Raw genomic sequence first — 18,891 nt, 5'->3', positions numbered from 1 at the left:
GGGGGAGTTGGAGTACCTGGGGCGAGTGGACGCGCAGGTGAAGGTGCGTGGGTACCGGGTTGAGTTGGGGGAGGTGGAGGGGGCGTTGAGGGAGGAGGAGGGGGTGAGGGAGGCGGTGGTGGTGGCGAGGGAGAGGGAGGGGGTGAAGCAGTTGGTGGGGTACGTGGTGGGGGAAGTGAAGGGGGAGGAAGTCCGGGAGGGAGTGAAGAGGAAGCTGCCCGGGTACATGGTGCCGAGCTGGGTGGTGGTGTTGGAGGCGTTGCCGTTGACGCCGAATGGGAAGGTGGACCGTCGAGCGTTGCCGGAGCCGGAGGCGCAGCCGTCTGCGGAGTCCCTTCGCAACCACGTCCCACCGCGCGACGAGGTGGAGCACGCGCTGGCGACGATCTGGGAAGAGCTGTTGGACGTGCGGCCCGTGAGTCTCCACGACGACTTCTTCCAACTCGGAGGACATTCACTGCTGGCCATGCGGCTGGTCGCGCGCATCCGGGAGCGTCTGGGGCGGAGCCTGCCCGTCGTGGCGCTCTTCCAGGCCAGCACGCTCGAAGCGTTGGCCGGGCGCGTGAAGCAGATCTCCGAGCCCTCGTCACCGCTGGTGGCGCTCAATCCCACGGGAACGCTCCGTCCGTTCTTCTGCGTGCATCCCGTGAGCGGTCAGGCCGTGCCTTACGTGGAGCTGGCTCGCCACCTCGGAGCCGAGCAGCCGTTCTATGCGCTTCAGTCTCCGGGCCTGGAGGACGGAGCCGCTCCGTTGACCACGGTGGAGGCCATGGCGGAGCGCTACATCCAGGCGCTTCGTGCGGCACAGCCGTCCGGTCCTTATCGCCTGGGTGGCTGGTCACTCGGAGGCGTCGTCGCATTCGAGATGGCGCGGCAGCTCACTCGCCAGGGTGCGCAGGTGGCGCAGCTCGTGCTCATCGACGCCTACGCGGACCAGTCACGTCCCGCCGAGAGCCATGCGAGCGGATGGATCTCCGAACGCTTCGTGGAGTTCACCGAGCGACTGTTCGGGAAGCCCGTTTCGCCCGACGCGCTTCAGTCCGCGTATCGCGTCTTCGAGAGCAACCTGCTCGCGCTCTGGAACTACGTCCCGGGGCCCTACGCTGGCGCTGCCCTGTTGATCCGTGCGAGCGAGACCGAGTTGCCAGACCGGGGCGAGGACGGCGGGTGGCAGCGCCATGTCTCGGGGCCGGTGAAGGTGTGCGTCATCGCGGGAGATCATCACGCGGTGGTGGCGGCACCCGCGGTCGAGGCGCTCGCGAAGGCCATTCAAGAGGACTGACTACCGTGAGCGGAGCAGCACCCAGCGGGTGACCGCGAGGGCACCCCCTGCACCCGCAAGCAGGGCCAAGGGGCGCTTCAGAGAGGGCACGAGCGCCGCCATGAGGCCGGTGGTGACCTCGCGGCCTGCTCGACGCAGCACGGGCTCCTTCGCCGTGCCACGCCTCGCCGCCCACTCCTCGTCGAGTGCCTCCGCGAACGCGTGCACGAAGCCCCGCGCCGCCCGCGCCGCGACCTCTTCCGCGAGGGGCGCCAGGGCCTCACGTGACTTGTCGAGCTGACTCACCGCGCCCTCGATGGCGCCCGCCGCGGCGACGCGGGCCCGCGAGCCCGGAGTTCGATCCGCCTCCAAGCGCCCCGCCTCGGCGGCGGCCGATCGCTCCAGCCACACGTTCAGCCGTTTGAGGACTTCATGCGCGGCGGTCTGTAGCTCGGGGTTCGCGCGCTTGAACTCCGACGTCAGGCCTCGCATGGCCCCCTCGGCGGCGATGCGGGGCCAGGTGCCCGGTGGTTGGGCTGGGCGCTCGGCGCATTCGTGCGCGAGGCGACCGACGACGGTGAGCGCGTCCTCGACGAGTTGACGAAGTGCCCCATCCAGATTCGGCAGCTCCGCCTGCAACCCCTCGGCGGCGCCTCGTACGGCGCCGCTGGCGACACCTTGCACCGCGAAGCCCTCCAGCGAGAGCGCGAGCTGACGCAGCAACTCCCAGGGCGCGAGCCGGCGGTCATTCCCCATGGGGCAAGAGGTGCGGGCCTGTTCGCCAGAGCACAAGTCCGACGAAGCAAGCGCGCGGGCCGAAGGTTGGCTGCCTCCCATCTCGCACGTCCGTCGCCGACGCGGACCGAACGGCGAGCGCCGGGCTGTGCGGATGACAGTGGTCTCGCGTCCGAGGGACGGGGGGCGCGGAGGGACTCGGTGCCTAGCCTGCCCGTCGACACTTGCATCGCTGGGAGCAAGCCGATGGGAAGCCTCGTACCGAGGTCGAGACTGTTCTGGGGTATCGCCGCGCTGATCGTGGGCGTGGTGGGGTGTGGCGGAGATGTCTGCGGGGACGGGTGGGTGACGGGCAACGAGGCGTGTGATGACAAGAACCGCACGTCAGGGGACGGCTGTGATTCGAACTGCGCCATCGAGGCAGGCTTCACCTGCACCCAGTGCCCTGTCCCCTCGGGCGGCCTGCCGTCGTTCGATGGCGGGGCCTCGATTGACCTGAGCCAGGACGAGGCCGTGTCCCAGTCCAGCACCGTGGCGCCGGGCGTGGATGCGGGGCTCCCCTGCAAACCTCAGCCGAGCGTGTGCACTGACATCGACGAGTGCGCGAACGGCACGGCGCACTGCGACTTCAACGCCCTCTGCACGAACACCCCGGGCCACTACACCTGTACTTGCAAGGATGGGTACTCGGGCGACGGCATCACGTGCACGGACATCGACGAGTGCGCCACGGGGACATCGGGATGCAGCCCCAACGCGCTCTGCACGAACACGCCGGGGGCGTTCGTCTGCACCTGTAAGCTCGGGTACTCAGGCGACGGCATCACGTGCACGGACATCGATGAGTGCGCGAATGGCACCGCGCTGTGTCTGCCGGGACAGACCTGCACCAACACGCCCGGGAGCTATGAGTGCAAGTACAACGTCTGTCTGCCCCCGCTCATCAGCTGTGGCGGGACGTGCGTGGATCCTCGCAGCGACCCGAACCACTGTGGAACATGCACCACCGCGTGCACGCAGAACCAGAGCTGCGTGGGCTCCGTCTGCGTGGGCATGGGCAACCTCCAGTTCAACGTGACGTGGAGCCGGGCGGGCGACGGAGACCTCCTGGTGGTGACGCCGTCCGGGAAGGTCATCTCCTATGTCAACCCGGGCCCCAACGCGGCCACGGACTTCGGTCGGCTCGACCGGGATGACCAGACGGGCACGGGGCCGGAGAACGTCTTCTGGGACGTCGCGCAGACGCCGCCCGCGGGCACATACAACCTGTGCTTCAACACGAGCGTGTTCTTCCCGCTGCCCACCCCGGCCACGCCCGTGGACATCGTCCTGACCGCGCGCAGGCCCGGGAAGGCTCCGGTGGTCATCAACAAGCACCTCACGGAGAGCACGGTGAGCGTCTTCTGCGGCCCGCTCACGCCGAACTTCGTGGGCTCGTACACCCTGCCTTGAGGGAGTCCGCCTTGCCGCCCGACGCGACCTCGTTTCACCTGCTGGCCAAGCCGACCGGCGCCATCTGCAACCTGGACTGCAAATACTGCTTCTTTCTCTCCAAGGAGAAGCTCTACCCGAACAGCACGTTCCGCATGTCCGACGACACGCTGGAGCGGTACGTCCAGCAACTCCTCGCGAGCCAGCCCGGCCCCGAGGTGGAGGTCGCATGGCAAGGCGGAGAGCCCACCTTGATGGGGCTGGAGTTCTTCCAGCGCGCCGTGCAGCTCGTGGAGCAGTACCGTCGTCCCGAGCAGCAGGTGCGCTACTCCCTCCAGACCAACGGAACGCGGCTGGATGAGGCGTGGGGCGCCTTCCTCAAGGAGCACCGCTTCCTCGTGGGCCTCAGCGTGGATGGCCCGCGCGAATTGCATGACGCCTATCGGGTCAACAAGGGCGGTGGCGGCTCGTTCGATCAGGTGATGCGCGGCCTCTCGCATCTGAAGCAGCACGGCGTGGACTACAACATCCTGTGCACCGTCCACGCGGCCAACGCGGACCACCCGCTGGAGGTCTATCGCTTCTTCCGAGACGAGTTGGGGGCGTCCTTCATCCAGTTCATCCCCATTGTCGAGCGTGTCACGCCGGAGCTGCGGCCCCTGGCCAATCAGGGCTGGGGCGCGGGCCCCGGGGAGGAGCGTCCGCTCTATACCCAGCGCGGGAACCACGTCACGGAGCGCTCGGTGGGCGCGGCCCAGTTCGGGCGCTTCCTCGTCGCCATCTTCGACGAGTGGGTGCGCAAGGACGTGGGGCGCGTCTTCGTCCAGATGTTCGACTCGGCGCTGGGCGCGCACGTGGGGCAGTACAGTCTGTGCATCTTCTCTCCGACGTGTGGGAGCGCGCTCGCGCTGGAGCACAACGGTGACCTGTACTCGTGCGACCACTACGTGGAGCCCGACTACCTGCTGGGCAACATCGCGGACACGCCCATGGGCGAACTGGTCGCCTCGCCGCGACAGCGCAAGTTCGGTCAGGACAAGCAGGACTCGCTGCCTCGGTACTGTCGCGAATGCCCCGTGCGCTTCGCGTGCAACGGCGGGTGTCCGCGCGAGCGCTTCATCTCCACGCCGGACGGAGAGCCGGGGCTCAATTATCTCTGTGAGGGTTACCGGCACTTCTTCTCGCACGTGGATCCCGCCATGCGAGTCATGGCCGAGCTGTTGCGGCGAGGACGCGCGCCCGCGGAGGTGACGCGCCTGCTCGCGGAGGAGGAAGCACGACACCTGCGCGAGGCCCTGGCCCACGCGGGCCGAAATGACCCATGCCCTTGTGGCAGCGGGCTCAAGCACAAGCGCTGCCATGGCGCGAAGGACCCGTCACCCCACGCCTAGCGGTCCATCGCGCGGAGATAATCCCCAATCAAAATCCCGGGCGCATCCCTCCATTCTCCAGACAACAACCCCTGAGTTCTCTGGAGGGATGCCGTGAGTCTATTGCTCGTCCTGGGTGTGGTCGCGGGAGCCTCGGTCGCTCAGTCCCCGCCGCCACGAGAAGCGGGAGAAGTTCGAGTCCACATCGACACGGAGTCGCCGGACGTAGAACTCTTCCGGGTGACGGGGGAGGGCGTGGCGATGGGGACGGAGGGCTCGCTGCGAATCGAGCAGTTCCGGCGCGAGTGCAAGGCCCCGTGCAACCTCCTCATCCCTCGACCCGATTCGGCCTTCTTCGTGGGGGGCAAGGGGGTCACGCAGTCCCGACACTTCTCGCTCCTGGATCAAGGCGCGGACGTCTCGCTTCAGGTCCGTGTGGGAAGCGCTTCGCTGCGCTCGCTGGGATGGTTCGCCACCGCCGCAGGCATCATCGGGATCTTCGCCGGCAGTGGCATGCTCCTGGCCAGCACCTCGAACGAGCTCAACATTCCGCGCAAGCCCGCGCTCATGTCGCTCGTGGGGGGCGGGGCGCTGTTCGCGATTGGCCTTCCCTTGCTCGTCTTCAATGGGACGGATGTCTCCTTCGGCAGCGCGCAGCCCGGGGCAGATGGTTTGGGGCGCGCCTCTCGCTAGGCGCCACGCATCGTGATGACCCCGTAGGCTAACGTTCCCGCATGAGCATGCTCGTCCCTCACGTCGTCAGCCTCGTGTTGCTGTCCACGCCGACGGAAGCTCCACCCGTCACGCGCTGGGGGCTGCAATGGGACGCGGCGCCTGGCTGCATTCAGGCCGCGCCGTTGGCGCTCGCGGTGGAGTCGCGGCTGGGGCGCTCCGTCTTCGGCGCCCTGTCGGATGTCGTCATCCATGGAGGGGTCGAGCGCGCCTCCACTTCGGGGTGGACGGCGCGGCTGACCCTCGTGGACTCGCACGGACAGGTGCTTGGGAGTCGCGAGGTCGCTACGCGGGAGGACTCCTGTGCGTCGCTCGACTCGCGGCTCGCGCTCGTCATCGCCGTGATGATCGACCCCGAGCCCGCGCGTGCCCCGGAGCCATCCGTGCCTCCGGAGCCGCCGCCTGCGCCCACCCCTTCCACCCGCGAGCCACCCGTCGCGGAGGCCTTGGAGGACTCGGTGGCGCCTTGGCCGGGCCGCTCCACGGTCTCCCTGTCCGCGGCCGTGGCCACGGGACTGGGCGTCCCGATTGCGCCCGGGGCCAGCGTGGACTGGCGAGGGGCGGAGCGCGTGAGTTGGCTCGCGCGCCTCTCGGTGTTTCCGGCGGCCACCTCGGGCTCCGGGCCGAGTGAGGTTCAACGCATGGCCGTCGCGCCAGAGGTCGGCGTGTGTCCTTGGGGGCTGGGGCGCGCGGATTGGGCGCTGGCGGGCTGCGTGACGACGGGGCTGTCGTTCGTCATCGCGGAGAGCCATCGCGACGCTGAAACGCAATCCCAGTTGCTCGTGCGCGGGGACCTGGGCGCGCGGTTCCAGTGGGTCCACGCGGTGGCTCGGACGACGGGACTGCAAGCCGGCGCGGGCGTCAGCATGGGATGGTCGCGGCCCGAGGTGACCCACGTCGGGCCGGACGGTGGCACCGTGACGGAGCCACTGGGCTCCCCCGTGCAGGTCCACTTCGACGTGGGGTTGGCGTTCCGAGGCCCCTGAGCCCGCTCAAGCCAGCAGCTGCATGAGGTCCGCTCGGGTGATCGCCGCGCCTCCGGAGTCGCCGCCGAGCGCGGACTCGAAGAGCGCGCGTTTCTTGTCCTGGAGCGTGAGGATCTTCTCCTCCACCGTGCCCTGGGACACCAGCCGGTAGACCATCACCGGCCGCTGCTGCCCGATGCGGTGCGCGCGGTCCGCGGCCTGCGCCTCGACGGAGGGGTTCCACCAGGGGTCCACGAGGAACACGTGGTCCGCCGCCGTGAGGTTGAGGCCCGTGGCGCCCGCCTTGAGCGAGATGAGCATGACGGGGGGGCCGCTGGGGTCCTGGAACGCCGCGGCCACCGCGCCTCGGTTCGCGGTGCTCCCATCCAGTCGGATGAAGGCGATGTGGGCCTCGCGCAGCGCGGGCTCGATGAGGTCGAGCATGGAGGTCCACTGCGAGAACACCAGCGCCTTGTGGCCGTCCTCCACCGCGGTGCCGAGCGCCTCGATGAGGGCCTGGACCTTGGACGACGTCGCGGCCTGCTGGCCCGGCACGAGCGCGGAGTGGCAGGCCGCCTGACGCAGCCGCAGCAGGGCCTCCAGCGCCTTCAGCACGCTGCCGCCTTCTTCCAACTGGGCCACCACTTCCTCTCGCGTGGCGGCGTAGACGGCGTCATAGACGGCGCGCTCGCGCTCGCTGAGCGTGACGTGGCGAACGGCATCGGTGCGCGGCGGAAGCTCCGGCGCGACGTCGCGCTTGAGCCGGCGCAGGACGAACGGCCGGATGCGCGCACGCAGCTTCTCCGCCGCGCCCTTGAGGTTGTCGGCCACGGGGCGGGCCCACCGGTCATCGAACTCCTTGCGTCCGCCGAGCAGGCCCCGGTTGGTGAAGTGCATCAGACTCCACAGCTCCTCGAGCCGGTTCTCGATGGGCGTGCCGCTCAGCGCGATGCGGAAGCCCGCCTCCAACCCGAAGGCCGCGCGCGCCACCTGGCTGTCTGGGTTCTTGATGGCCTGGGCCTCGTCGAGCACGACGGTGTCCCACGGCTTCGCACCCAGCTCCGCCGCGTCCAGGCGCAACAGCGCGTAGGTGGTCAACGTGACGTCCGCGGCTTCGTCCAGGGCGCGGTTGGGGCCGTGGTAGACGCAGACCTTCAGCGAGGGACGGAAGCGCTTCAGCTCCGCTTCCCAGTTGGGCAGCACGCTCGTGGGGGCCACCACCAGCGTGCCGGGCCCGAGCGTGCAGATCGTCTGGAGTGTCTTGCCCAGACCCATGTCGTCGGCGAGGACGCCGCCCAGTCCCGCGCGTCGCAAGAACGTGAGCCAGGCCACGCCTTGGAGCTGATAGGGCCGCAGCGTGGCGGTGAGGTCCGTGGGCAGCGGCGCGTCCGGAAGCTTCTCGAAGCCCTGGACGAGCGGCGCGAGCTTGTCGAACTCCGGGGGCGGTGGATGATCCAGCGAGTCGCACAGCCCCGTGAGCTGAGGGATGGCGTGGTTGGCGAGCCGCCCGTCCGAGCCCCGCGCGGCCAGGAGATCCGCCACGTGCTGCCCGTTCGCCTGGAGCCACGCGGACGGCAGCGGCGCCCACCCGCCGCCCTGGATGGGGACCAGTCCGAGCCCTTCCTCCCACGCGCGGATGACGGCCTCGGCGCTCACCGTCACCGGGGCCTCCGAGTCCAGCCCCTCGACCTGGAAGTCGAGCGAGAAGCCCACGCGCGGCGCCCCCGACGCGGTCGCGCCCGAGTCGATGGACAAGAGGGGCCGCAACTGCACGTTGGGGCTCACCACCTGGGCCGCGTTGCCCGTGAGTCCGCCGCGCCAGCGCCGCAGCTTGTCCGCGAGCTGAACGGCCTCCTTGCCCTGCACCGTCACGCGCCGGCCGGGCACCATGTTCAGTTCATCGCGGAGCTGGTGGATGAGGCTCTGCTCGGCGGGCTCGTTGCGCACGGGCACCGGGCCTTGCAGATGCACCACGCGGCCCTGATCGATGCGCACGGTGGGAGGTGACCCGTACACGAGCGTGGGCAACACCGACAGGCCCGTGTCCAGCGTGTCCACATCGAGGGAGATGCGAGGCTTGAGCGTGCGATCGATGGCGGGGAGTCGCCGGCTCTTGACCTCCACCGGCATGCGCCGCGCGATCTCCGGCAGCACCTTGCCGGTCAGCTCACCGAGCTGCGCTGGGGAGAAGGCGCGCTCCTGCGGCAGCTTCTCGAGGCGCGAGCCCGTAAGCGACTGCTCCGCCAGGCGGCACAGTGCGCCGGCGCACAGCACGATGCCGGGGACGATGACCTCGGTGATCCGCGGATCCTTCTCCACCTTGAGCACGGTCTGCTCGCCTCGGTCCTCCACGGTGACGCGGGGGAAGACCGGCTCGCCGGACACGGACACCAGGGCCCCATCGAAGAGCACGGTGCGCGCGGACTCCAGCGCGCCCAGCACGGCCTCGATGCGCTCCGAGGACAGCGCCGCGTGCGTCGCGGGCAGCAGCTTGTCCACCGCGAGGTCGCACGGCTCCACCTGGATGCGCTGGCGCTCCTCGGGGAGGGTCAACAGCGAGGACAGCTTGCGCGCGAGCAGTCGCGCGGTGTTGTCCGGCCGGACGATGAGCCGTTCGAGCTGGAGCCCCGCGGCCACGCGCCGGAAGCGGTACACCAAGCGCTCGGACTGCGGCGCCGACGCGGGGCGGGGCGCCGCGGCGGGGGGCGGGGAAAGGCGAACGGCCGACGCAGGCGCCGACGCGGGGCGAGCAGTCGCGCGAGGCGCCGCGGCGCGCTGGGACAGCGTCTGGTGCAGGGCGATGGCCGCCGCCACCACGTGCTCGCATGGATCCGCCTTGCCGCGACAGTCGCACTCCCAGATTTCATCATCGGGGTAGAGGACGGTGGTCACTGGCGCGGGGCGCCCCGTGACGCGCACGCGCAGGGTCGCCTCCTCTTCTCCAATGGCCTGGACGGAGACGGCGCCAGCGCGGGCCAGCCCCACGCCCGCGGTCCAGATGCCCGGGGCAGCTTCCTCCCGGACGGTTTCGAGCAGTTCCTCGGTCGCGGACATACGCGCCGCTTCCCTATCGCCTCGCCGCGCCCCACGCAAACGCGGAGGGCATCGCGATGCGGCGGAAAACTCACTAGAGTCCCAGCGCCTCAGACCGCGAGCGCGATGCCTCCATCTTCCCCGGCGCGGAGTTCGCCTCCGAGCGCCGCGCCCCTCGACTTCGAGTGTGTCTACGCGGAGAACGCCGCCTTCGTCTGGCGCACGCTCCGGCGCATGGGCGTGCGCGACGCGGACCTGGAGGACGTGTGTCAGGAGACCTTCGTCGTCGTCCACCGCCGCTTGCCCGAGTTCGACGGGCGCGCGCCGGTGGCCGCGTGGCTCTTCGGCATCTGCTTCCGGTTGGCCTCGGACTATCGCAAGCGCGCGCACATCCGCCGCGAGACCGCGGTCGCGCAAGTGCCGGATGAGGCCCGGCCTCCCGAGCAACTGGAGGCCCTGGCTCGCGCCGAGGCCCGCGCACGGCTCGACGTCATCCTGGACACACTGGATGAGGACAAGCGCGCGGTGTTCGTGCTCTTCGAGATCGAACAGTGGTCCATGGCGGAGGTCGCCCAGGCCGTGGGCTGCCCGTTGCAGACCGCCTATGCCCGGCTGTACGCCGCCCGCAAGCAGGTCCAGGATGCGGTGGTTGGCGCCGAAGGAGGCGAGAGATGAGCCCCCCCGAACCCGTGCGCCTCCTCGCGAAGGACTCCGAGGCCTCTCTCTCGCTGCGCGAGCTTCTGACGACGGCGCTGCGCTCGGATGAACCCACGGCGGAGCAACTCGCCTCCCTGTCCGCGCGCGTGATGCCCCCGCCTGCCGCGTCCACCGGGACGCCTTCGCCGACGAGCCCGCCCTCGGGAGCGCTGGGCTCGGGGGTTGCTTCCGGCGCGGTGCTCAAGGTCGTGATGGTGGGCGTGGCCGCGGTCACCGGCGTGGTCGGGAGCTTTCAGGCCGGGCGCCTCTATGAGCGAGAGCGCCCCCAGGTGTCCGCTCCGGCGCAAGTGTCGCAGCGCGCGCCCGAGGTGGCTCCACCGAGCCCACCGCTCGCGCCCGCGGAGCCCGAGCCCGTCCCCAGCACCGCCTCGGTGCCACCACGGCCCCCCGTGCCGGCACCGCTGAAGCCGTCCCCCCTCGCGTCGTCCCGTCATGAGCCCGTGTCTCCGCCGGTCGCCGAGCCCGCGCTCACGGACGCGGAGCTGGCGCTGCTCGATGCGGCGCAGCGGTCGCTCCAGCGGGGGGATGCCGCCGCGGCGCTCGCGGAGCTGTCTACCCATGCCACGCGCTTCCCGAATGGCGCGCTCGAACAGGAGCGGGAGGTCCTCGCCATCGAGGCCCTGTGGCGACTGGGCGAGCGCCATGCCGCGCGCGAGCGGGCCCGCGGCTTCGCTCAGCACTTCCCGACCTCGTCCCACCTCGTCCGCCTCCAGGCGATTCTGGCGCCTGATTCGCCCTGAACCCCGCGTCCCCTCGTACTCCGGTGCGAGTCAGGCCAGGACCCGAGCGCTGGTGCGCCTGGTCTCCCGTCCTTCGACAGTCGGGGCGTTCCCCCGTGCCTGTCACCTGCGATGGTTCAGGGGTATCACTTCTATCGAGGGCACCATGAAGCGAATCCTTCCCTTGATGCTCGTGCTGCTGGTCCTCGTGGCCGTGGCGCGTTGCGGGCAATCCTCGCCGGATGACACCGCGCCCCAGGACACCACCTCCTTCGCCGACGTGCCTTCGGGCGCGGTGGCGCGGACGTCCTCGCGCATCAAGCACGTCTTCGTCATCGCCCTGGAGAACCACGCGGCCGAGCAGATCTACGGCTCGCCTGACGCGCCGTTCCTGAACGAGGTGCTCCTGCCGAGCGGCGGGCACTCCACGAACTACCTGGATGACCTGCCCGAGCTGCCGAGCGAGCCGCACTACATCTGGATGGAGGCGGGCACCAACGCCCTGGCGGGCAACACGTTCACGACGAATGCCGCGCCCTCGTCCTCCAACAGCACGCCCACCTCCCAGCATGTGATCGCGCAGCTGCGCGCGGCGGGGTCGGGGTTGAGCTGGATGTCCTATCAGGAGGGCCTGAACTCCGTGACGGGGGCGTGCCCCATCGTGGCGGACGGCTTCTACGCGCCCAAGCACGACCCGTTCGTCTTCTTCCAGGACATCGCGGGCAACCCGCCGTCTCGCACGAATGGGTACTGCGCGGCCCACCACCGGCCCTTGAGCGCGTTGCTCACGGACGTCGCGAACAAGAACGTGGCGACCTATTCCTTCATCACCCCCAACCTCTGCAATGACATGCATGGGGCCTCGGGGTGTCCGGACAGCAACACCATCCGCGCGGGGGATGCGTGGCTGCGCACCTACCTTCCACCGCTCCTCGACTTCGCCAACGCGAACGCGGGCGTCGTCTTCATCGTCTGGGATGAGCCCGAGGCCACGGGGACGTTGCCCTTCCTGGTGCTCGGGCCCGGGGTGAAGCGGGGGTACGCCAGCGCCGTGCCGGTGTCGCACAGCTCCCTCGTGAAGTCGCTGGACCGCATCATGGAGTTGCCCGCGCTCCCCACGGTGGAGACGGCCAACGACTTCAGCGACTACTTCGAGCCGGGCGCGTTCCCCTGAGGCCAGGGAGGCGGGCGAGGGCCGGTCCGGCGGCCGCGCCCCGGTGGCCTCCGCCGCGCGGAAGAATCTGCGGAGCCTGTCCCCGACCCACGTCCCGGCTGTGTCGTGCGGCCGCGTGGCTACGGTTTCCTCAGCGCTCGGCTCCGGGTCCCCCGAGGCCGTGCTCCGAGGGGAACGCCAATGCGCCGACTGCTCGTCATGGGCTTGTTGGGATTTGCCGCCTGCTCGAATGGAACCACGAAGGGACAAGACGCCGCACCGCGTGCGCAGCAGGGAACAGGTCGAATCGAAGGGAAGCTCACGCCCTTCCAGGGAGCGGGACAGCAGTCGTGGCGCCCGAGTGCCGCGTTGGCCGTCCCCATCTGGCGTGAGCTGACGAACATCGCCACACGCCCGCGCGGTTGGATGTCACCGCTCAGCCCGCGTCGCACCGTTCGCGCGGCGCAGGAGGACGCGCCCGTCGCCGGCGAGGTCATCCTCCGCTTCGACGTCCCGAACCTCACACCCGACCAGGTGATTCAACGCGTGGGCATCCCCGGCTACCGCGTGGCGCACAAGGGCTATGCGAGCCAATACCTGCACCTCGTCGCCTTCGAGCGCGCCGGCCCGAGCGCGTTGCAGGTCTCCGCCCAAGACACCCAGGGATTGGTGGAGCAGCTCGCCACGCGCCCCGGGGTCCGGTTCGCCGAGCCCAATCGGTGGGTGCGACGACTCGCCACGCCGGATGATCCAGGCTTCGCCTTTCAGTGGCACTACCTGGCGTTGAACCTCCCGGCGGCCTGGGATGTCCAAGAGGGCAACCCCGCGCTGGTGGTGGCGGTCATCGACACGGGCATCGTTCCGCACCCAGACCTCGGCGATCGCATCCTGCCGGGCTACGACATGATCTCCGATCCCACCAACGCGGGAGATGGCGATGGACGCGACAGTGATCCGACGGACCCCGGAGGCGATGAGCCGAGCGGTGGCTCGTCCTGGCACGGCACGCACGTGGCCGGAACCCTGGGCGCGCTGACCAACAACGGCCGCGGCGTGGCTGGAGTGACGTGGGCCGCGCGAATCCTCCCGGTGCGCGTGGTGGGGCGCCAAGGCGGGAGCACGTTCGATGTCGCGGCGGCGATGGAGTGGGCCGCGGGCGGCGCGGTGCCCGGTGTGCCGCCGAACCCCACTCCCGCCAAGGTCATCAACCTGAGCCTGGGCGCGAACACGCCGCCCCAGCAGGCGTATCAAGAAGTCATCGACGAGCGCGTGGCGGCCACCCAGGCCCTCTTCGTCGTGGCCGCGGGCAACGAGGCCCAAGATGCGTCGCTCTCGTCGCCGTGCAATCAGAAGCAGGTCATCTGCGTGGGGGCCACGTCGCTGGTGGGCCGGCGCAGCAGCTACTCCAACTTCGGCTCGGACGTGACGGTGATGGCGCCCGGCGGCGAGATGCGCCAGGACCTCAACGGGGACGGCTATCCGGATGGCGTGCTCTCCACCGCGCTCAACGCCGCGCTGCAGCCGGCCTATGTCTTCTACGAGGGCACCAGCATGGCCACGCCGCACGTGGCGGGGGCGCTGGCGCTGCTGGCGTCGGTGAAGCCGGACCTCACGCTGGATGAGGCGCGCACCCTCATCACGCGCTCCGCGGTTCCCGCCGAGTCCTGCCCGGAGGGCTGTGGCGCGGGAATCGTCAACGCGCAGGCGGCGCTGCGCCTGTTGCAAGGCGCAGACACGTCAGCGCCGCCGCAGCTGGCGGCGAACACGCCGGGGTTGTTCTTCCTCGGGGACGGGGCGCTCCCGCTCTTCGTCTACAACGAGGGCGGCGGGGAGCTGCACGTGACCGCGAGCGCGGATGGCGCACAGTCCTCGAACGTGTCGTTCCCTCAAGGGAACTCGGTGACGGTGCCCGCGCTGAGTGCCCGAGCCCTGAGCATCGCGGTCACCACGTCGGGGCTGGCCGCGGGCGACTACTCCGTGCCGCTCGTGCTCAGCAGTGACGGAGGCAGCGTGCCGGTGACGGTGAAGGTCCGCGTGGGCGCGCGGTCCGCGCAGGACGCGGTCGTCGTCCTCGCCTACCAGGACGCGCAAGGCAACTGGCGCAGCAGCCCGGAGCTGACGACGGTGGCGAGCGCGGCGAGTGGTTACCGCTACGCCCTGACGGTGCCCGCCGGCACCTACGTCGTGACCGCGGCCATCGACGACAACCAGGATGGCACGCTCTTCGAAGAGGGGGAGCGCGTGGGCATCTGGCGCAACCGGGACAGCGTGGAGCCCATCACCCTTCATGACGGGCAGACCGTGTTGGGCATCGACTTCGACCTCGTGCCCTTCATGCCCGTGGGGACGTCGCCGTAGCCGCGCGTCAGAGCGAGATGAACTCCGACTCGCCGGGGACCTTCCCCATGCGCTGCTCCTTCCACGCCCGCTTCGCCTCTTCGATGCGGTCCTTCGAACTGGAGACGAAGTTCCAGAAGATGTGGCGCGGCCCATCGAGCGGCTCGCCGCCGAACACCAGCACGCGCGAATCCTCCGTCGCTTGGAGCAGCACCTCCGTGCCTCGGCGGAACAGCGCGAGGTTCCCGGCGCCGAGCGTACCCGTCGTGAGGGAGACGGAGCCCTCCGCGACATAGGCCGCGCGCTCGTCATGGAGCGCGGGGAGCTTGAGGACCGCGCCGGCCTCCAGGGCCACGTCCGCGTAGAACAGCTCGGAGTGCGTCCTCACGGGCGATTGCAGGCCGAACATGGAGCCCGCCACGAGTCGGACGCGGACCCCGGCATCCTCGACGGTGGGCAAGCTCTCGGCGGCGTGATGGACGAAGCTGGGCGCGGTCTCTTCGTCAGCGCGGGGGAGGGCGACCCAGATCTGGATTCCGTACAGGCGCCCGTTGTCAGGCTTCCGCGTGGGGGCCCGCTCGGCGTGCACGATGCCGCTGCCCGCGGTCATCCAGTTCACGGCGCCGGGGCGGATCCACTGCTCGGAGCCCAGGCTGTCCTTGTGCAGGATTTCCCCCTCGAACAAATACGTGACGGTCGACAGGCCGATGTGCGGATGCGCCAGCACGTCCGCGTGGAGCGACGTCGGGCCCATCTGGTCGAGGAACACGAAGGGCCCCACCATCCGACGCTGGGCTTGAGGCAGGGCGCGCAGGACGTGAATGCCGCCCGGCAGGTCCGCGCTCTTCGCCGCGAGGATCAGCTCCACATCTGGCGCTTCCTGGACTCCAACCATGGTCGCTCTCCTCCTCGCTGCCGGGGATGCGTGGGGAGCGCCGGGCGCAAAGGGGCCTCGGCGCTCGACCCGGGGTGACTCAGACCTGAAGGCCCTTCTCGACTTCAGCCAGGCGATAGCGCGCCATCGCGAGGTTGGCGTTGGCGCGGTGGAGCGCGACATAGAGGAACAAGCCCTCACGCGTCGAGAGCGGGCGGATGATGTGGTACTGCTCGCCCAGCGTGATGAGGATGTCCTCGATGCGGTCCTTGATTCCCAGGACGGTCATCGCCTTGACCTTCGCGCGCACGACCTCGGTGTTCGCCGCGGCGGCGGTCTCGATGTTGAAGTTGGCATTGCCGCCAATGCTGCCCAGGCACATGCCACTCTTTGCATCCACCAGACAGGCCGCGAAGGCGCCTTCCGTCTTCAGCGTCTCTTCCAGGGACTGCTTCACGTTCGCCATGACGTCTCTTTCAACTCGGGTGTGGGACAGGTGTTGCTCGACGGATGGCACCAACTCGTCGAGGGTGAAGGTGAGCTGGCTCGAATAAGCGCGCGGCTGCGGCACGAAGAGCGCCTGCGCGTCTGGGAGCGACAGCAGCAGGCGCAGCTGCGAGGAGAAGTGCTGGACGAGCAGCTCTCGGAGCGTGTCGCGAGGCACCAGCCCCCACGTCACCAACGTCTCGCAGAAGTTGCCGCCGGTCTTGCGGCACTCCGCCATGACCTCCTCGACGTCCTCTCGGCGCACGCACTGGTGCTGGATCAGCACCGCGGAGAAGTTGTGGCCGCCGGGGCCATTGACGACCGCCCAGGCCACCCGGCGCTCCACCACGAAGATGCGCCCCGAGACCGTGGCGGACTTCACCACGACCTCTCCGCCTTGGTCGCTCTCCAGCGCCTCCAGCAGAACGGCTCGGACTATCTGCCTGGGCGCCAGTGGCACCGGTCGTGAAGCGCGTTCCATGCGTGGGAAATGAGACGGGGTCGAGGCGACCCGGCTGGGGCGAAATGCCTCAAATATACAGCGGCACCCGGGGTGCGCAATCCGCTTCTGACGCGCTGAATAATCACGCGTAAACACGTAATTCGCGGCTGCACGAGCGGCTGGCCGACTTGACTCAGAGTCCGAGCGACGCCTTCAGCCCCAGGATGACGACGTCCGCGGCCACTTGGGTCGCGCCCGGGTGATGGATGTACTGGACGTTGGGCCGGAGCAGGAGCCAGGGGGTGGCGTGCAGCCTGTAGTAGAGCTCGGCCTCGTACTCGGTGCGTGAGATGGCGGTGGTCGGAGCGTGCGCCTGCTCGAGTTCCTGGAAGGTGATGGCCCGGCGATTGGCGTGCGTGCGGCCGATCGCGAGGCCGACGTCGTCGTCCGGGCGGCTCGCGAACGGCGCGGTGTAGAGCAGGCCCGCCGTGAGCTGGTTGTCGACCGCGGCGGTGTTGCGGTCCGCCTGGGCCAGGCGCAGGAAGACATTGAGGCCCCGCACGGGATTCGTGCCGGAGGGGGACTGGGTGAGCTGCTGGCGCGCGATGAGATAGGCGCCATAGCGGCCGGAGCGGCGCAGGAACGGCTCGCCGGTGAGCGGCTGGGGCTGACGGTCCACGTCGAACAGCACGTCGTCCGCGTTGGACGTGTCGTACCAGGCGCCCACGACGTAGTGCCCGGTGAGCGCGCCCTCGCGAAAGCGCGGATCCCAAGCGAGCTCCGCGGGGATCATCACGCCCGTGGCCCCGGAGAAGTGCCCGATGCTGAAGTTCTCGTTCAGGTTCTCGGGGTTGATCTCATACGCCGCCAGCTGAAGGGAGATCTCCTGGCTCGGCTGCCCGCGCAGGCGCGTGCCCCATTGGCTCACGGGCCAGTTGAACCAATACGAGCCCACGATGTTGCCGGGCTGCGCGCCACAGAAGGTCAGGTTCTGGAAGTCACAGGGGAAGTCCGCGGTGTCCTCGCCCACGGTGAGGCGGCCCAGCTTCCACTTCAGTCGCTTGTCCAGGAATGACTGCTCATACCAGAGCTGGGTGATCCGACCGACCTCGCCGCGGCCATAGACTTCCTGCACGAGTTGGAGCGTGCCCAGCGCCATGTCCGCGCCCAGGTCATTGCCCGTGCGGTACGTGACGGTGAACTGGAGGCTGCCACCCGGCACGCCCACGAGCGCGTCCAGGTTCACGCCCAGGCCCGCGGTGAGTTGCCCGGCCTGACGCAGCGCGTGTCCTGTGCCGCCGCGCGCGTTGTAGGCCAGCTCCGTGACGTAGCCCACTTGCAGGGCGACCCCGGCGTCGAACAGGCGCTGCCGCCAGCCACCCCAATCGCCCGTCAGGCCAGGCGGGGGCGTGGTCGCCTCGGCCGCGAGGGCGGGCCGCGGCCATGCCCCCACGAGGAGCAGTCCCGTCAGCCAGGCCCATTGCCGCATCGCGTTTGAACCTCACCCCGCCGCACCGCGGCGCAAAGACAATGTGCGGGGGATCCGCGTGCTTGCGAAGCCTCGCGCGACACGGCGGATGCCATCTGTTGGGTGCGGGCCAGGCCGTGGCATGCCGCACGGCGGCATGCCTGTGTTGGCTGAAAAACAGTTGGAAAATGCAATTCAGGCAACTCCAGAGGCCCGCTTTCGACAATCGAGGTGGGGAAAATCTCACGATGTCGGAGGAGCGCCATGTCCACGAAGGTGAGCGGTCGGATCTCCACGTTTCCCACGGTGAACACCCGGACCGCGCAGACGCCCCAATCGTTGAGGGGCACCGAGCAGCAGCTCCTGTCCACGCTGCGACAGCTGACGAGCAGCCCGACCGACGGGGGACGCACGCGGGTGGATGTGGCGCGGACGAGCTTCGAGCCCTCCACGACGCGCTCCACCGCGAGCGTCCCGCCGCTCCTGCCGGACAGCAAGCCGAGCGACAGCGCCATCTCGAAGGGCGTGGACGAGGCCTTCCAGCACGTCTACGGCGGGACGCAGATTCCCAGCTCGGCGGACCGTAACGAGATGCGCCGGTATGGTGACGAGCTGCGGGGGCAGGGCAAGAACGCCACCGAGATCAAGTACGCCGTCATCGAGAAGCTGAAGGCGAAGCGGGACGGGTTGGGCAAGCCCCCCGATGACGCGACCTTGAATGGACTGGCGACGGATGTCTTCAAGTCTGTCTTCGGCCGCGCGCCCACGGGCGCGGAGTTCGAGAAGTGGAAGGGCGTGGCCAAGGACCTGGCCGGCAAGGGAATGGACGCCACGTCCATCAAGTACAACCTGCCGTCGCAGATGCGCGAGGTCCGGGACGGCCTGGACAAGACCAGCCCCGCGGTGCTGGAGGGGTTGGCCAAGGGCGTGTTCCAGGAGGTCTTCGGGCGCGCGCCGTCGGGCTCGGAGCTGGCGAAGTGGAAGGGCGTGGCGCAGGAGATGGTGGACAAGGACAAGATGAACGCGTCCTCGGTGAAGCTGAACCTGCCGTCGCAGATGCGCGAGGTCCGGGACGGCCTGGACAAGACCAGCCCCGCGGTGCTGGAGGGGTTGGCCAAGGGCGTGTTCCAGGAGGTCTTCGGGCGCGCGCCGTCGGGCTCGGAGCTGG

At 69.5% G+C, this 18,891-nt stretch carries 15 protein-coding genes; 10 read left to right on the top strand and 5 right to left on the bottom strand.

Features of this window, described 5'->3' with window-relative positions; genetic code table 11:
• Positions 1-1,282: thioesterase domain-containing protein (locus KRR26_RS35070; RefSeq protein WP_236069516.1), on the top strand; the 1,282-nt coding region annotated here is incomplete at its 5' end.
• On the opposite strand, the gene KRR26_RS35065 is transcribed toward KRR26_RS35070, so the two are convergent.
• Entirely contained in the window at positions 1,283-2,017 is a 735-nt protein-coding gene (locus KRR26_RS35065) for a hypothetical protein (protein ID WP_158611561.1), read from the bottom strand.
• 225 nt (positions 2,018-2,242) lie between these two features.
• Between KRR26_RS35065 and KRR26_RS35060 the strand changes: the two genes are divergently transcribed.
• The 4 genes from KRR26_RS35060 to KRR26_RS35045 all read left to right on the top strand — a co-directional run bounded on the left by KRR26_RS35060 (position 2,243) and on the right by KRR26_RS35045 (position 6,515).
• Positions 2,243-3,448: an EGF domain-containing protein gene (locus KRR26_RS35060; RefSeq protein WP_120209572.1), complete on the top strand. Its 1,206-nt coding sequence runs from the start codon at positions 2,243-2,245 to the stop codon at positions 3,446-3,448.
• Positions 3,449-3,459: 11 nt separating this feature from the next.
• Positions 3,460-4,818, top strand: a complete 1,359-nt coding sequence (locus tag KRR26_RS35055) for an anaerobic sulfatase maturase (protein WP_217082006.1) — start codon at positions 3,460-3,462, stop codon at positions 4,816-4,818.
• Positions 4,819-4,911: 93 nt separating this feature from the next.
• On the top strand, positions 4,912-5,490 hold the full coding sequence (locus KRR26_RS35050) for a hypothetical protein (RefSeq protein WP_217082005.1): 579 nt from the start codon (positions 4,912-4,914) through the stop codon (positions 5,488-5,490).
• Positions 5,491-5,531: 41 nt separating this feature from the next.
• Positions 5,532-6,515, top strand: a complete 984-nt coding sequence (locus KRR26_RS35045; RefSeq protein WP_217082004.1) for a hypothetical protein — start codon at positions 5,532-5,534, stop codon at positions 6,513-6,515.
• A gap of 6 nt (positions 6,516-6,521) precedes the next feature.
• Here the strand turns inward: KRR26_RS35045 and KRR26_RS35040 are convergent, their stop codons facing one another.
• Positions 6,522-9,548 carry a DEAD/DEAH box helicase gene (locus KRR26_RS35040; protein ID WP_217082003.1) on the bottom strand — a complete coding sequence of 1,009 codons (3,027 nt, stop codon included), beginning with the start codon at positions 9,546-9,548 and terminating at the stop codon, positions 6,522-6,524.
• A gap of 105 nt (positions 9,549-9,653) precedes the next feature.
• Between KRR26_RS35040 and KRR26_RS35035 the strand changes: the two genes are divergently transcribed.
• From KRR26_RS35035 to KRR26_RS35020, 4 genes are all read left to right on the top strand, one after another.
• Entirely contained in the window at positions 9,654-10,202 is a 549-nt protein-coding gene (locus KRR26_RS35035; RefSeq protein ID WP_120209537.1) for an RNA polymerase sigma factor, read from the top strand.
• Complete coding sequence (locus KRR26_RS35030) at positions 10,199-10,984, top strand: outer membrane protein assembly factor BamD (RefSeq protein ID WP_217082002.1); 786 nt, start codon at positions 10,199-10,201, stop codon at positions 10,982-10,984. The genes KRR26_RS35035 and KRR26_RS35030 overlap by 4 nt, the downstream gene beginning before the upstream one ends.
• A gap of 145 nt (positions 10,985-11,129) precedes the next feature.
• Positions 11,130-12,137, top strand: a complete 1,008-nt coding sequence (locus KRR26_RS35025; RefSeq protein ID WP_158611560.1) for an alkaline phosphatase family protein — start codon at positions 11,130-11,132, stop codon at positions 12,135-12,137.
• Positions 12,138-12,485: 348 nt separating this feature from the next.
• Positions 12,486-14,474: a S8 family serine peptidase gene (locus tag KRR26_RS35020; protein WP_217082001.1), complete on the top strand. Its 1,989-nt coding sequence runs from the start codon at positions 12,486-12,488 to the stop codon at positions 14,472-14,474.
• Positions 14,475-14,481: 7 nt separating this feature from the next.
• On the opposite strand, the gene KRR26_RS35015 is transcribed toward KRR26_RS35020, so the two are convergent.
• From KRR26_RS35015 to KRR26_RS35005, 3 genes are all read right to left on the bottom strand, one after another.
• The gene (locus KRR26_RS35015; protein ID WP_217082000.1) at positions 14,482-15,348 is read right to left on the bottom strand and encodes a pirin family protein; all 867 of its coding nucleotides are present in this window, start codon (positions 15,346-15,348) and stop codon (positions 14,482-14,484) included.
• Between the two features lie 79 nt (positions 15,349-15,427).
• On the bottom strand, positions 15,428-16,198 hold the full coding sequence (locus KRR26_RS37195) for a hypothetical protein (protein ID WP_233577393.1): 771 nt from the start codon (positions 16,196-16,198) through the stop codon (positions 15,428-15,430).
• A gap of 250 nt (positions 16,199-16,448) precedes the next feature.
• Positions 16,449-17,744, bottom strand: coding sequence for a carbohydrate porin (locus KRR26_RS35005; RefSeq protein ID WP_217081999.1), 1,296 nt, complete (start codon positions 17,742-17,744; stop codon positions 16,449-16,451).
• Positions 17,745-17,987: 243 nt separating this feature from the next.
• Here KRR26_RS35005 and KRR26_RS35000 point away from each other — a divergent pair.
• A partial coding sequence (locus KRR26_RS35000) for a hypothetical protein (protein ID WP_217081998.1) occupies positions 17,988-18,891 on the top strand: 904 nt, incomplete at its 3' end.

Origin of the sequence: Citreicoccus inhibens, from assembly GCF_019039035.1 — a bacterium.
Taxonomy (GTDB): Bacteria; Myxococcota; Myxococcia; order Myxococcales; family Myxococcaceae; genus Citreicoccus; species Citreicoccus inhibens.
Note: the sequence above shows the minus strand (reverse complement) of the source record. Positions and strands in the feature narration are given on the sequence as shown.

What these genes read in the sequence shown, in the direction of transcription:
- KRR26_RS35060 (WP_120209572.1), top strand. Translation starts at nt 2,243, where the DNA reads ATGGGAAGCCTCGTACCGAGGTCGAGACTGTTCTGGGGTATCGCCGCG.
- KRR26_RS35040 (WP_217082003.1), bottom strand. Translation starts at nt 9,548, where the DNA reads ATGTCCGCGACCGAGGAACTGCTCGAAACCGTCCGGGAGGAAGCTGCC.
- KRR26_RS35035 (WP_120209537.1), top strand. Translation starts at nt 9,654, where the DNA reads ATGCCTCCATCTTCCCCGGCGCGGAGTTCGCCTCCGAGCGCCGCGCCC.
- KRR26_RS35015 (WP_217082000.1), bottom strand. Translation starts at nt 15,348, where the DNA reads ATGGTTGGAGTCCAGGAAGCGCCAGATGTGGAGCTGATCCTCGCGGCG.
- KRR26_RS35030 (WP_217082002.1), top strand. Translation starts at nt 10,199, where the DNA reads ATGAGCCCCCCCGAACCCGTGCGCCTCCTCGCGAAGGACTCCGAGGCC.
- KRR26_RS35065 (WP_158611561.1), bottom strand. Translation starts at nt 2,017, where the DNA reads ATGGGGAATGACCGCCGGCTCGCGCCCTGGGAGTTGCTGCGTCAGCTC.
- KRR26_RS35005 (WP_217081999.1), bottom strand. Translation starts at nt 17,744, where the DNA reads ATGCGGCAATGGGCCTGGCTGACGGGACTGCTCCTCGTGGGGGCATGG.
- KRR26_RS35045 (WP_217082004.1), top strand. Translation starts at nt 5,532, where the DNA reads ATGAGCATGCTCGTCCCTCACGTCGTCAGCCTCGTGTTGCTGTCCACG.
- KRR26_RS35025 (WP_158611560.1), top strand. Translation starts at nt 11,130, where the DNA reads ATGAAGCGAATCCTTCCCTTGATGCTCGTGCTGCTGGTCCTCGTGGCC.